This window comes from Achromobacter sp. 1014246743 (assembly GCF_059760725.1).
The window spans coordinates 22524-36048 of the sequence record NZ_JCBANA010000027.1 but is presented as its reverse complement, the minus strand read 5'-3'; the positions used below and the strand labels follow the sequence as shown (position 1 = coordinate 36048).

Annotated in this window: 10 protein-coding genes; 7 read left to right on the top strand and 3 right to left on the bottom strand. The window is 66.2% G+C overall.

From position 1 onward, the window contains the following. Window positions 1-6: 6 nt before the first annotated feature. From AC6LJ2_RS13410 to AC6LJ2_RS13400, 3 genes are all read right to left on the bottom strand, one after another. Window positions 7-2070, bottom strand: coding sequence for a putative bifunctional diguanylate cyclase/phosphodiesterase (locus AC6LJ2_RS13410; protein WP_263909608.1), 2064 nt, complete (start codon window positions 2068-2070; stop codon window positions 7-9). A gap of 378 nt (window positions 2071-2448) precedes the next feature. Next, complete coding sequence (locus tag AC6LJ2_RS13405) at window positions 2449-3420, bottom strand: thymidylate synthase (protein ID WP_263909609.1); 972 nt, start codon at window positions 3418-3420, stop codon at window positions 2449-2451. 39 nt (window positions 3421-3459) lie between these two features. Continuing rightward, window positions 3460-3903 carry an OsmC family protein gene (locus AC6LJ2_RS13400; protein WP_025139406.1) on the bottom strand — a complete coding sequence of 148 codons (444 nt, stop codon included), beginning with the start codon at window positions 3901-3903 and terminating at the stop codon, window positions 3460-3462. A gap of 127 nt (window positions 3904-4030) precedes the next feature. On the opposite strand from AC6LJ2_RS13400, the gene coq7 reads away from it, so the two are divergent. From coq7 to asnB, 7 genes are all read left to right on the top strand, one after another. Then, entirely contained in the window at window positions 4031-4708 is a 678-nt protein-coding gene (coq7, locus tag AC6LJ2_RS13395; RefSeq protein ID WP_263909611.1) for a 2-polyprenyl-3-methyl-6-methoxy-1,4-benzoquinone monooxygenase, read from the top strand. Between the two features lie 828 nt (window positions 4709-5536). After that, a complete protein-coding gene (locus AC6LJ2_RS13390; RefSeq protein ID WP_263909614.1) occupies window positions 5537-6640 on the top strand; it encodes an MraY family glycosyltransferase in 1104 nt (367 codons plus the stop codon). A 97-nt stretch (window positions 6641-6737) separates the two neighbouring features. Beyond that, the gene (gene tviB / locus AC6LJ2_RS13385; RefSeq protein ID WP_263909616.1) at window positions 6738-8015 is read left to right on the top strand and encodes a Vi polysaccharide biosynthesis UDP-N-acetylglucosamine C-6 dehydrogenase TviB; all 1278 of its coding nucleotides are present in this window, start codon (window positions 6738-6740) and stop codon (window positions 8013-8015) included. A gap of 12 nt (window positions 8016-8027) precedes the next feature. Further along, on the top strand, window positions 8028-9053 hold the full coding sequence (locus tag AC6LJ2_RS13380; RefSeq protein WP_263909618.1) for an SDR family oxidoreductase: 1026 nt from the start codon (window positions 8028-8030) through the stop codon (window positions 9051-9053). 1 nt (window position 9054) lies between these two features. Continuing rightward, a complete protein-coding gene (gene murJ, locus AC6LJ2_RS13375; RefSeq protein ID WP_445657534.1) occupies window positions 9055-10404 on the top strand; it encodes a murein biosynthesis integral membrane protein MurJ in 1350 nt (449 codons plus the stop codon). Further along, window positions 10405-11547 carry a glycosyltransferase family 4 protein gene (locus AC6LJ2_RS13370; protein WP_498151551.1) on the top strand — a complete coding sequence of 381 codons (1143 nt, stop codon included), beginning with the start codon at window positions 10405-10407 and terminating at the stop codon, window positions 11545-11547. A 45-nt stretch (window positions 11548-11592) separates the two neighbouring features. Then, window positions 11593-13524 carry an asparagine synthase (glutamine-hydrolyzing) gene (gene asnB, locus AC6LJ2_RS13365; protein WP_498151550.1) on the top strand — a complete coding sequence of 644 codons (1932 nt, stop codon included), beginning with the start codon at window positions 11593-11595 and terminating at the stop codon, window positions 13522-13524. Window position 13525: the final 1 nt, after the last annotated feature.

The window sequence follows — 13525 nt, the reverse complement described above, 5'->3', positions numbered from 1 at the left end:
GCAAATTCAGCCCGACGCGTGTTCCAGGAACTCGCTGGCCGGCATCGGCTTGCCCAGCAGGAAGCCCTGCAGCGAGTCGCAGCCCAGCCCGGTCAGGAATTTCTGCTGCGCGGTGGTTTCCACGCCCTCGGCCACGATGCGCAGGTTCAGTTGCTGGGCCAGCGCGACGATGGCCGAGACGATGGCGGCGTCCTCGTTGTCGTTTTCCAATTGGTTGACGAAGCCGCGGTCGATCTTCAATTCCGTGGCCGGCAGCCGCTTCAGGTAGAGCAGGCTGGAATAGCCGGTGCCGAAGTCGTCGATGGAAATGGTCACGCCCAGCCCCGACAGGCGCTTGAGCACCGTCAGGCTGGCCTCGGCGTCGCGCATGGCGGTGGATTCGGTCACTTCCAGCGTCAGGCACGACGGCGGCACGTCATGGCGCGCCAGCGCGGCGCGCACGGTTTCGACCAGGCTGGCATGGGCGAACTGCAGCGCCGAGATGTTCACGGCAATGGTCCAGTGCCCCTGTCCGGCGTTGATCCACTCGCGCATCTGGCGGCAGGCCTCGTTGATGACCCATTCGCCGATCGACAGGATCAGCCCGGTCTTCTCGGCCGTGGGAATGAACTGGTCCGGGCCCACCAGGCCGCGGGTCGGGTGGTTCCAGCGCAGCAGCGCCTCGGCCCCCATGATGGGGCCGGCGGGCGCTTCGTATTTGGGTTGATAGTGCAGCACGAACTGGTCGCGCTCCTGCGCCAGGCGCAGGTCGTGCAGCAGCTCGATCTGCTCGTGCGCGTCGGCGTTCATCGACGGCTCGAAGAAGCTGTAGCCGGTGCCGCCCAGGCGCTTGGCGTGGTACATCGCGGCGTCCGCGTTGGTCAGCAGCGCGTGCGTGTCTTCACCGTCATTCGGGTAGATGGCGATGCCCACGCTGGAGGTCACCAGCACTTCGTGGCCATACACCATGACCGGCCGCGCAATGGCCTCGATCAGGCGGTCCGCCACGTTGGCGGCGTCGGTGGGTTCCACCACCTCGCTCAGCACGATGAACTCGTCGCCGCCCAGCCGCGCGACCGTGTCCTGCGTGCGCAGGGTCTGGCGGATACGCTGGGCCAGGTCGATCAGCAGGGCGTCGCCGGTATGGTGGCCGTAGGCGTCATTGACCGCCTTGAAGCCGTCCAGGTCGAAGAACAGCACGGCGAAATAGCCCTTGCGGCGGCTGGCGCTTTCAATCGCCTGCTCCAGCCGGTCTTCCAGCAGGATGCGGTTGGGCAGCTTGGTCAGCGTGTCGTGCAGTGCCAGTTGCACCAGTTCTTCGTTGGCTTCGGCCAGCGACGAGGCCAAGGCGGAGGTGCGGGCTTCCAGGCGGTTGTCCAGCACCGCCACCACCAGGGCGATGGCCAGCACGCTCAGGGTCACCGCAGTCACGGCAATGGCCAGCCAGCCCGCCGAAATGCCGCCGTTGGCCGCCATGCAGATGCTGCCTTCCGGAAAGCCGGCCGCTTCCATGCCGGTGTAGTGCATGCCGACGATGGCCAGGCCCATGACCACGGCCGCCAGCGGCCGCGACAGCGCCACCCGGGGGCCGTCCTGGCGCAGGCGGTAGGTGATCCAGAGCGCGGCGCCCGAGGCCGCCACGGCGATGCCGATGGACAGGGCGAACCACGCCGGGTTGTAGGAGATGCCGGGCATCATCCGCATCGCGGCCATGCCGATGTAGTGCATCGCCGCAATGCCTGCGCCCATCAGCAGGGCGCCCGCAATCAACCGCGACCAGGGCAGCTCGTCCTTGCAGACGATCCACAGCGCGAAGGCCGAGCAGCCGATGGCGATGACCAGCGACAGCAGGGTCAGCGGCAGGTCGTACCCCATGGGAATCGGCAGGCTGAACGCCAGCATGCCGACGAAATGCATGGCCCAGATGCCGATGCCCATGGCCGTTGCGCCGCCGGCCAACCAGTAACGCGCCGCCGGCAGCCCGTTCGCGGCCCGCACGCGGTTGGCCATGCCCAGCGCCGTATACGACGCCAGGATGGCGACCCCTAGGGATACGAGGACGAGCGAAGGGTTATATGTTCCAACGAGCATTTTTGGGGTCCTGTCCTGGGCGCATACAGCCGCCGCGCCGGCCTCAATTCAAATCAATTAGTAGTCAACAGTTGCAACTGGGCCGCAAGCGGGTCCTGCTGTCGACGCTGGCGATTCACGTACTCTCTTGTCTGGATAGGGGGTGCGGCGCTGCGGTGCAGGCGGCCGGGAAGGCCGGGCGGGGTGCCCGGTTTCGCGGCGAGCGGCAGGCACGGCGCGGCATGGGCCGTTCAGAAGCAACGGCGCGCGGGGCTTGCTGGACGCGCGTCCGAGGCTAAGGGATGGGTTATACCGAAAACGCGCTTCCAGAAGCTCACCAATCTTCACTTGCGCATCCCGGCGTCGCGGACGGCCGCCAGCCGGCCGAACCGCCACGTCTTAAACGGCCATCGGCGCGGTGAGAGGCGCGTGGTGGGTGTAGCCCGCCAGCGAGAAATCGCCCGGTTCGACCTTCTCGAGCCACTCGGGCTCGTAGCGGCCGGTCTGGGCAAAATCGGGAATACGGTCGGACAGGACGAGCTGGGGCGCTTCATACGGCGTGCGCGTCAGCTGTTCGCGCAGCATCGGCAGATGGTTCTCGTAGATGTGGGCGTCGCCAATGAAGTACGTGAACCAGCGCGGCTTGTAACCCGTCAGCCGGCCCACCAGGTGCAGCAGGGCCGCGCCTTCGGTCAGGTTGAACGGCGTGCCCAGCCCGACATCGTTCGAGCGGATGTACAGGCACAGGGAGATTTCGCGGGTGGTCGCGTTGGGCAGGAACTGGTAGAGCAGATGGCAGGGCGGCAGCGCCATTTCTTCGATCTGGGCCCAGTTCCAGCCGTGGAACAGGATGCGGCGGTCGCCCGGGCGCTCGTGGATGGCATCCAGGCACTGGCGCAACTGGTCGACGGCTTTATAGAGCAGCACCTTGGGGGCGCCGTCTTCCTGCAGGTCGGCGACCCTGGTGTACCCACGGGCCAGCGCGTCGGCGATCTGTTCCTGGCGGCCGGCATCGAGCACCTTGTAGGCCGGCCACTGGCGCCATTGCACGCCATACACCGGGCCCAGGTCGTCGGGGCCTTCGCGATAGGGGTTGGCCAGCCACTGGCTGTTTTCGTTGGCGTTCTGGTCCCAGACCTTGCACCCGAGCTCGCGGAATTCGGCGGCGCTGCGCGAGGCGCGCAGGAAGCCGACCATCTCGCCGATGGCCGACTTGAAGGCCAGCTTCTTGGTGGTCACGGCCGGAAAGCCCTGTTGCAGGTCGAAGCGCAGCGAGGCGCCCGGCATGCTCAGGGTGCGTATGCCCGTCCGATTTTCCTGCCACGCGCCGGTGTCCAGGATGGATTGAACGAGGTCCAGGTATTGTTTCATGGGTACAGAATCAGAAAAGGCTGAAAGGGCGCGGTCGCGTCAGGCCGTGGCGGGGGCTTCCTGGGTGTCGACGATGTCCACCGAGAAAGTCAGCTCGGCGGTTTTTTCCAGCATGGCCGACGCCGAGCAGTATTTTTCGTGCGACAGCTGCACCGCGCGTTCGACGGCGGCCCGGGGCAAGTTGCGGCCGGTGACGGTGAAGGCGAAATGGATGCGCGTGAACACCTTGGGGTCGACATCGGCGCGGTCGGCCTGCAGCTTGACGCTGCAGCCGGTCACGGCATGGCGGCCGCGCTTGAGGATCAGCACCACGTCATAGGCGGTGCAGCCGCCGGTGCCGGCCAGCAGCATTTCCATCGGGCGGGGGGCGAGGTTGTGGCCGCCGCCGTCCACCGCGCCATCCATGACGGCAACGTGGCCGCTGCCAGTGCTGGCGGTGAAGAGCATGCCGTTGGGGCCGCCCCAGTCGATCGTGCATTCCATGTGTCGGAGTCCTTGTGCGGGTGCTTGAGCGCAGTCAATGGCTGATGATACCCGTTGCGTACAATTCCAGGCACGAGAGCCCCGCCCCGTATCAGGGGTGTGTGCGCCCCAATTCCAGGAGTTGTCCATGTCCACCGCCCTGTTCCCATCCGGCCCCGCCTCTTTCCTGCGTCGCGTCAGTCCGCTGGACGCCGTGCTGGCCGAAGCCGACCGCGCGCTGCGCGTGCTGTCCGGCAGCGCCAGCGCCGGCCGGCCCAATCCGGCCACGGCAGACGAGGCACCGGACACCCTGTCGGCGCAGGAAAAGCGCCACGCGGCCGGGCTGATGCGGGTCAATCATGTGGGCGAGGTCTGCGCCCAGGCCTTGTACCGCGGCCAGGCCGCGGCATGCCGCGAACCCGGCCCGCGCGCCTTGTTGCTGGACGCGGCCAGCGAAGAGGTCGATCACCTGGTCTGGTGCAACCAGCGCCTGGCGGAACTGGGCAGCCGGCCCAGCCTGCTGAATCCGGTCTGGTACGCCGGTTCGTTCGCGCTGGGCGTGCTGGCCAGCTACGCCGGCGTGCCGCGCAACCTGGGTTTCATGGCGGAAACCGAAAAGCAGGTCGAGGCGCACCTGGACGGCCATCTGCGTACGTTGCCGGCGCAGGACGCCCGGTCGCGCCAGATCGTGCAGAAGATGAAGGAAGACGAAGCCCAGCATCGCGCCAGCGCCGAAGCGGCCGGCGGCGTGCCGCTGCCCGGGCCGGTCAAGACGGCGATGCGGGCCATGTCCAAGGTCATGACCACGACGGCCTACTGGATCTGAATGTGCCGCCCGAGGGGCGCGTTGCCGAAATGTTGCAATGCGCAAAAATTGCCGCATATTGGTGCCGGATGCACCTTTCTGGTGCAAATCATAGGGCGGGATTACCCGGCAAGGTCTAGGGTAAGTCCGCAAGGGGTTAACCCGTTCGGCAAAAACCCGTCGTTTCGCAAAGTCATTGCTGGGCGCGGCTTTGCGGGCAGGCGTCCGCGAAGTTGCGGCAAAAATGCAACGTGGAATGTCCGGTTGCCGCACGCTTAAAAAAATTCTTGCATCGCACAAAAAAACCCGATACTATGCATCTCATCGGATGTTGAAACGCAGTCGGCGCGGTACCCAAGCAAAACCCGTACCCCGACAGCGTAGCGAGCGAAACCTCAAGGCCGCTCCCGACATGCCAAGGTTGTCTCCTCCACCCTCCTCCTTTGGTGGATTTAGCCCGAGATCTTACGATCTCGGGCTTTTTTTTATCTTGAAATAATGCGTCCCTATTTTTTGAGGGCGCAGGGCGCAGGGTGAAGCGGTGGTCCGGCGATGGCCGGCCCGGGGCGAAATCGCCCGCAATGATCCTGGCGTTTTCCCTTGGATATTTCGCGTGCGCCGCAGCGGAAAGCTCTACAATTAATCCATGAAATCCGTATTTCCGCGCGTCTCTCGCCGCGCCGCATTCACCCTCGTTTATCGGGGCGGCAGCCATGCGCGTAGTTCCGGATGCCGGGTGTTACGTTCTGTCCCGGTGCATTGCACTTCCTTATTCCTCCCATATATGGGCGTTACACCTGCGGCCGATAATGGCCGGCCTGTCTCGATAGACCAACCAAAGGTGACCTTGTGACCTGGCTGTACATTTGCGTGGTCGCGTTCATGGTGGGCGGACTCATCGTGGCGTCGGAGCGCTGGCATGGCGCCTTCACCGGCGACAGCGACCTCAACAAACCGCAAGCGAACCATTCGCGCGCCACGCCTCGCGTCGGCGGCCTGGCCGTGCTGGCCGGCACGCTCCTGGGCCTGCTGGTGCTCGGGCCCGACAACATGACCCTGACCTGGCTGTGGCCGGCGCTGTTCGTGTCGGCGCTGCCCGTGTTCGTGGCGGGCCTGCTCGAAGACATCACCAAAGACATCGGCGCCAGCAAGCGCCTGCTGGCGGCCTTCCTGTCCGCCGCGATCGCCTGGTGGTTGCTGGGTGGCGTCAGCCGTGTCGGCATGGCGCCCGTGGACTACGTCCTGTCGTATTGGCCCGTTTCCCTGCTGTTCACCATGTTCGCCGTGGGCGGCTGTACCCACGCCCTGAACATCGTTGACGGCATGAACGGCCTGGCCGGCATGGTTGCCACGCTGATGGCCGTGTCCATCAGCCTGGTCGCGCTGCAGGTCGGCGATGTGCCGATCTTCCTGATCTCGGCGGCGCTGGCCTCGGCCACGCTGGGTTTCCTGGTCTGGAATTTTCCGTTCGGCCGCGTCTTCCTGGGCGATGGGGGGGCGTATTTCCTGGGTTTCATGCTGGCCGAACTGGCCGTGCTGCTGGTGGTGCGCAACCCTTCGGTATCGCCGTTCTACGCGCTGGCCGTGCTGTTCTACCCCGTTTTCGAAACCGGGTTCTCCATCTGGCGCCGCCGCTTCAAGCGGGGCGTGCCGGTGGACCAGCCCGATGCCCTGCACCTGCATCAACTGGTGTTCCGCCGCCTGGTCCGCGTGACCTTCAGCCGCGGTCGTCGCCATGCGGTGCCGGCGCTGTGCAACGCCTTGGCGTCGCCCTACATGTGGGTGCTGGCCCTGATCGGGCTGGTGCCCGCCACCATCTGGTGGGACAACGCCTGGGCGCTTGGCGCCAGCCTGGTGGTGTTCGCCAGCGTCTATATCTGGCTGTACGCGCGGCTGGTGTCCTGGCGCCGTCCGGGGTGGCTGTTGCTGCCTTCCGTCTTGCGGGCCGATTAAGTCTTGGGTGCCCCGGCGATATCCGCCGGGGGCCCGGTTATCCATTACCCCGACCATATTTAAAATGCCGTAATCGTTTTACGGTGAAGGGAGAGTTATGTTGCGTATTCAGGATGTGAAACTCGCGGTTGTCGGCCTGGGTTATGTCGGCCTGCCGCTGGCGGTCGAATTCGGCAAGAAGCGCTCGGTCATCGGCTTTGACATCAACACCCGCCGGATCGACGCCCTGAAGGCTGGCCACGACCACACGCTGGAAGTCAGCGATGCCGAGCTGGCCGAAGCCAGCCAGCTGAGCTACACCGCCGACCGCGCCGAGCTGGGCCAGGCCAACGTGTTCATCGTCACCGTGCCCACTCCGATCGACGAATACAAGCAACCGGACCTGACCCCGCTGGTGAAAGCCAGCGAGACCATCGGCGCCGTGCTCAAGCGTGGCGACATCGTCATCTACGAATCGACCGTCTACCCCGGCGCTACCGAAGAAGACTGCGTGCCGGTGCTGGAGCGCGTGTCGGGCCTGAAGTTCAATGTCGACTTCTACGCCGGCTACAGCCCCGAGCGCATCAACCCGGGCGACAAGGAACACCGCGTCAGCACCATCAAGAAGGTCACCTCGGGCTCGACTCCGGAAGTCGCCGAACTGGTGGACCAGCTGTACAAGCAGATCATCACGGCCGGCACGCACAAGGCGTCCAGCATCCGTGTGGCCGAAGCCGCCAAGGTGATCGAGAACACTCAGCGCGACGTCAACATCGCGCTGATCAACGAACTGGCCCTGATCTTCAACAAGATGGGCATCGACACCGAAGCCGTGCTGCAGGCCGCCGGCACCAAGTGGAACTTCCTGCCGTTCCGTCCGGGCCTGGTGGGCGGCCACTGCATCGGCGTGGATCCGTACTACCTGACGCACAAGGCGCAGTCCATTGGCTACCACCCCGAGATCATCCTGGCGGGCCGCCGCCTGAACGACTCGATGGGCGGCTACGTGGTGTCGCAGCTGGTCAAAGCCATGACCAAGCGCCGCATCCACGTGCAGGGCGCGCGCGTGCTGGTGATGGGCCTGACCTTCAAGGAAAACTGCCCCGACCTGCGCAACACGCGCATCGTGGACATCGTCAAGGAACTGGGCGACTACAACGTCGACGTGGACGTGTACGACCCGTGGGTCGAGGCCGAAGAAGCGGTGCACGAATACGGCATCACGCCGGTCGCCAAGCCCGAAGAGGGCAAGTACGACGCCGTGATCCTGGCAGTCGCGCACAATCAGTTCAAGGCCCTGGGCGCCGAAGGCATCCGCAAGCTGGGCAAGGCCGAGCACATCCTGTACGACCTGAAGTACGTGCTGTCGCCCGCCGAATCCGATCTGCGTCTGTAAGGGGATACGGCCATGACGACCCGCTACGAAACCGTTACCCGTGAACTTTCCGCCACGCCGCGCAAATGGCTGGTGACCGGCTGCGCCGGCTTCATCGGCTCGAACCTGCTGGAAACGCTGCTCAAGCTGGGCCAGACCGTGGTCGGCCTGGACAACTTCGCCACCGGCCACCAGCGCAACCTGGATGAGGTGCGCGACACCGTCACGCCCGAGCAATGGCGCCGCTTCAGCTTCATCGAAGGCGACATTCGCGACCTGGAAGCCTGCCGCCGCGCCACCGCGGGCGTGGACTTCGTGCTGCACCAGGCTGCCCTGGGTTCGGTGCCGCGTTCGCTGAAAGACCCGATCACCACCAACGAGGTGAACATCGGCGGCTTCCTGAACATGCTGGTCGCCGCGCGCGACGCCGAAGTGAAATCCTTCGTCTATGCCGCGTCCAGCTCCACCTACGGCGACCACCCGGCCTTGCCCAAGGTCGAAGAGAACATCGGCAATCCGCTGTCGCCCTACGCCGTCACCAAGTACGTCAACGAACTGTACGCCAGCGTGTTTGCGCGCTCGTATGGCTTCGAGACGGTGGGACTGCGCTACTTCAATGTGTTCGGCAAGCGCCAGGACCCGGACGGCGCCTACGCTGCCGTGATCCCGAAATGGACCGCCGCCATGATCAAGGGCGACGACGTCACCATCAACGGCGATGGCGAGACCAGCCGCGACTTCTGCTTCGTGGACAACGCGGTGCAGGCCAACATCCTGGCCGCCATGGCGCCGCCCGAGGCCCGCAACCAGGTCTACAACGTGGCCGTCAGCGGCCGCAGCACCCTGAACGACCTGTTCGGATTCCTGGTGCAGGCGCTGGGCAAGCAGGACGTCGCCTACGGCAAGAAGCCGGTCTACGGCGACTTCCGCGCCGGCGACGTGCGCCATTCGCAGGCTGACGTCAGCAAGGGCAGCCGTCTGCTGGGTTACCAGCCCACGCACACCGTGCTGCAGGGCCTGGAAGTGGCAATGCCCTGGTACACGCAATTCCTGCGTTGATTTGAAAGCACTCATCCGAAAACTCGGCACCATCCACCCGGACCACCAGCGCATCTTCAAAGGCGCGTTCCGGGTGGCGGTGTTCCTGCTGTTGGGCAAGGCCGCCGGCGCCATCAAGGAAATGGCGGTGGCGTACCGCTACGGCGTCAGCGACGCCGTCGACGCCTATCAATTCACGATGACCATGGCCACCTGGCTGCCGGTCACGATCGTGGGCGTGCTGTCGGTGGTGCTGATCCCGGTGCTGGTGCGTCTGCGCCGCGCCGACGACGCCGAGCGGGACCAATTCATCCGGGAGCTGCAGGGCTGGGTGGCGGCGGCCGGCATTGCGCTGGCGCTGTTGACCTGGTTCGCCTGGCCGCATGTGCTGAGCAGTTTGGGGCAGGGCCTGTCCGCGCGGGTGGGCGGCATGACCGGCGATCTGCTGGTGGCGTTCGCGCCCGTGTCGGCCCTGTTGCTGGTGGCCGGCATCAGCGCCGCGCGGTTGCGGTCGCATGAACGCCACGTCAATACCTTGCTCGACAGCGTGCCTGCCGTGGCCACGCTGGCGTGGGTGATGCTGGCGGCCAGCGCCGACGGCGTCGGGCCGCTGCTGTGGGGCACGCTGGTGGGCTATGCGATCCAGACGGTGTGGCTGGCCTGGCTGGCCGCGCGGGCCGACGGCGGTTTCTGGGGTTCGCCCCGGCTGACGTTGCGCTCGCCGCACTGGCCCGAACTGATGAGCGCCGCGGGCGTGATGCTGATCGGCCAGGTGGCCATGAGCTTCGTGGGGCCGCTGGACCAATACGCCGCGGCCAACCTGGGCGCCAATGCCAACGCGACCTTGGGCTACGCCAGCCGCCTGCTGTCGCTGGTGCTGGGCATCGGCGCGGTATCGGTGGGGCGTGCGGCCTTGCCGGTGCTGGCCGACGTGCAGGCGCGGGGCGATACGGCGCGTGCGCGCGCCATGGCACTGAAATGGTCGATGCTGATGGTGCTGGCCGGCGCGGCCGCCGTGGCCGTGGGTTGGCTGCTGGCGCCGTGGGGCGTATCGGTGCTGTTCCAGCGCGGTGCGTTCACTGCCGAGAATACCGAGGCCGTGGCGCACGTGCTGCGCTGGGGCCTTTTGCAGCTGCCGTTCTATTTTGGCGTGCTGATCCTGGTGCAGTTGCTGGCCAGCCAGAACCGCTATCGCATCATGTCCGCCATCGCGGTGGGCAATTTTGCGCTGAAGGCAGGACTGAACATGGTGCTGGCGCCCAGGATGGGCGCGGCCGGCATCATGCTGGCGACCAGCCTGATGTATTTGCTGTCCTATGCCTGCTACCTGGTGGTGGCCCTGCGCCGCGTTGAACCCCAAGAGGCCGACTGAATGCCCGTAGCCGACTTCGCCCGCACGCAACGCGTGCTGCTGTTCATCCATTCACTGCATGGCGGCGGCGCCGAACGCGTGGCCGCCGACCTGAGCGCGCACTGGGCCGGCATGGGCCGCGAGGTGATGGTGGTGACGCAGGCCAGCGCCGACGGCGACGTCTACACCCTGCATCCCAAGGTGCGGCGCGAAGTGCTGCATACGGCGGGCGAGGGCGGGGGCCTGCGCGGCATCTTGAGCAATGTGCAGCGGGTGCGCGCGCTGCGCCGAGTGATCAAGGCGTTTCGCCCCGATATCGTGCTGGGCATGATGACGACGGCGTCGGTCCTGTCCGTGCTGGCTTCGACCGGGCTGTCCACGCGGGTCATCGCCACCGAACACACCCATCCCCCCTCGCAAGCGATGTCCGGTTTCTGGCAGCGACTGCGCCGATTCACGTATCCCCGGGCCGCGCGTGTCGTGGCCCTGACACGCGGCACTGCCGACTGGCTGGCGCAGCATGTGCCGGGGTCGCGGCTGGCCGTCATCCCCAATCCGGTGCATTGGCCCCTGCCCAAGGGCATGCCGATGCTGACGCCGCAAACGGGTGACGGCCGCAAGCGTTTGTTGGCCGTGGGCCGGCTGCACGCAGACAAGGGATTCGACCTGCTGGTGCAGGCCTATGCCCGGCTGGCGCCGTCGCATCCGGACTGGGATCTGGTTATCCTGGGCGAAGGCGACGAACGCCGCGCGCTGGAGGCGCAGGTGCAAGGCGCCGGCCTGCAAGACCGCGTCAGCTTGCCCGGCCGGGCGGGCAACGTGGGCGACTGGTATCAAAGCGCCGATCTGTATGTGCTGACCTCGCGTTTCGAAGGGCTGTCCAATACGCTGCTGGAATCCATGGCCAGCGGTCTGGCCGCGGTGGCATTCGATTGCGATACCGGCCCGCGCGAGATCGTGCGTGACGGCGTCGATGGCGTGCTGGTGCGGCCCAACGGCGATGTGGATGCGCTGTGCCGCGCACTCGATGCGGTGATGTCCGACGAAACCGGCCGCCAGCGCATGGCCCAGGCGGCCACGGCGGTGCGCGAGCGGTTTTCGGCCGAGCGGGTGCTGGGCCTTTGGGAAGAACTTTTTGACGGCGTGCGCGCACCGGGCCGATAGGCCGCGCGTCACGCCGTTGCTGCGGTGACCACGAGAACCTAGATCATGTGTGGAATTGTCGGAATTTGGGGCCCCCTGGGCGATAAGGCGCAAGTGCTGGCGGAAAGCTGCCGCCGCATCCGTCACCGCGGACCGGACAGCAACGGCTTCTGGGAAGACACCGGCGCCGAGCTGGCGCTGGCGCACGTGCGCCTGGCGATCCAGGACCTGACCGAGGCCGGTCACCAGCCGATGGTGTCCGCCTGCGGCCGCTACGTCATGGTGTTCAACGGCGAGATCTACAACCATATGGATATGCGCCAGCAGCTGGAACAGTCCGGCCTGGCGCCGGACTGGCGAGGCCATTCGGATACCGAGACGCTGCTGGCGGGCTTCACCGCGCTGGGCATCGAGGCCACCTTGCAGGCCTCGGTAGGCATGTTCGCCATCGCGCTGTGGGACCGCGCCTCGCGCAAGCTGATGCTGGCGCGCGACCGCATGGGCGAAAAGCCGCTGTACTACGGGTATTCCGGCGCGGAACTGGTGTTCGCCTCGGAGCTCAAGGGGCTGATGCCGATCCCGGGATTCGGCCGCAACCTGAACCGCAATGCGTTGGCCTCGTTCATGCGGCACAACTACATTCCGGCGCCGCAATCCATCTACGAAGGCATTGCCAAGCTGCCCCCGGGCACCTGGATCGAATTCACTGCTGACGACACCCGCAGCCGCCGCATGCCGCAGCCGCACGTGTACTGGTCGGCGCGCGAAGCCGCGGACGCCGCGGCGCAATCGCGCCTGTCGTTCGGTTCCGATGCCGAAGCCACCGACGCGCTGGAAAGTGTGCTGTCCAAGGCCGTGGGTGGCCAGATGCTGTCCGACGTCAGCCTGGGCGCGTTCCTGTCGGGTGGCATCGACTCATCGACCATCGTGTCGCTGATGCAGGCGCAGAGCTCGCAGCCGGTGCGCACCTTTGCCATCGGCTTCCATGAAAAGGGCTACGACGAGGCGCAGCACGCCAAGGCGGTGGCCATGCACCTGGGCACCGACCACACCGAACTGTACGTCACCGCCGACGACGCGCTGGCCGTGGTGCCGGGTCTGGCCGACATGTACGACGAACCCTTCGCCGATTCGTCGCAGATTCCCACCTCGCTGGTGACGCGCATGGCGCGCCAGCATGTCACCGTGGCCCTGTCGGGCGACGGGGGCGATGAACTGTTCGGCGGCTATTCGCGCTATTTCCGCGTCAACAACTGGTGGCAGAAATTCGAGCGGGTTCCGTCCCTGCTGCGGACGCCTGCCGGCGCGCTGCTCAGCGCGTCCACCCATCTGCCAGGCCGTGGCGCCTGGCGCGGCAAGGTCGGCAAGCTGGGCGAGCTGTTGCGCGCCGATACGCGCGGCGATTTCTATCGTTTGTTCGTGTCGTACTGGTCCGACCCGGCCCGCGTGGTCAAGGGCGGCGTCGAGCCGGTCTCCGAGTTCGCGCAGGAGATGCGCGGCTCGATCTTCGAATCCATGATGAAGCTCGACACGGTGACCTACCTGCCGGACGACATCCTGGTCAAGGTGGACCGCGCCGCCATGGCGGTCAGCCTCGAGACGCGCGTGCCGCTGATCGACCACCGTGTCTATGAATTCGCCTGGAGCCTGCCGCACCAGTACAAGGTGCGCGGCGCCACCGGCAAGTGGCTGCTGCGCCAGGTGTTGTACCGCCACGTGCCGCAGGCGCTGGTGGACCGGCCCAAGCGCGGTTTCGCGGTGCCGCTGGCCGCCTGGTTGCGTGGTCCGCTGCGCGACTGGGCCGAGGCCTTGCTGGACCCGGCGCGCCTGCGCCAGGAAGGCTGGTTCGAGCCGGAGCCCATTCTGCGCAAGTGGCGCGAGCATGTGTCCGGCCATCGCAATTGGGATAGCCATCTTTGGGGCGTGCTGATGATGCAGGCCTGGTTGGACCGCTACCGCGCAGGCGGTGAGCAAGGAGGAACGTTTGGGAGTCGCTGAC